Consider the following 407-nt stretch of genomic DNA (forward strand, 5'->3'; position numbering starts at 1 on the left):
CTTCCAGATTCCGTGCGAAAGCATCATCGACATGATCGCCGCCTTCGGTCGCCTTGATGACGGCAAAGGCGACATCGTCGGCGGCTACGCGCCGCCAATCGATCTGGCCCTGATGATGGGAGACGTCGATGCCCCTGACCGGATATTTATCGCGATCCGGCGAGAATGACCTGAAATAGAGATAGCCGCCTGCTGCGAGGAAACACAACAAGACCAGGCTGGCCAAACCAAAGAGGACAATCCGGTTCTTCAAGCGAATGGCCCCGCCTACCCACGCTCTTTTAACAGCCGGCCCTTCTCGCGCGACCAATCGCGCTGCTTCTCGGATTCGCGCTTGTCGTGCAGTTTCTTGCCGCGGCCGACAGCGAGCAGCAGCTTGGCGCGGCCCTGGTCGTTGAAATAGATTT

The 407-nt window shown here is 58.7% G+C and carries 2 protein-coding genes; both read right to left on the reverse strand.

Translation table 11 applies throughout. The features are described 5' to 3' along the window. On the reverse strand, positions 1-253 hold a 253-nt coding region (locus tag EN750_RS38940), incomplete at its 3' end, for a GH25 family lysozyme (RefSeq protein ID WP_281062401.1). 14 nt (positions 254-267) lie between these two features. Further along, positions 268-407, reverse strand: a 140-nt coding sequence (locus EN750_RS38945) for an SsrA-binding protein (RefSeq protein WP_189526896.1), incomplete at its 5' end; no start/stop codon positions are given.

The sequence above is a fragment of the Mesorhizobium sp. M7A.F.Ca.ET.027.03.2.1 genome (genome assembly GCF_003999175.1).
Classification (GTDB): domain Bacteria; phylum Pseudomonadota; class Alphaproteobacteria; order Rhizobiales; family Rhizobiaceae; genus Mesorhizobium.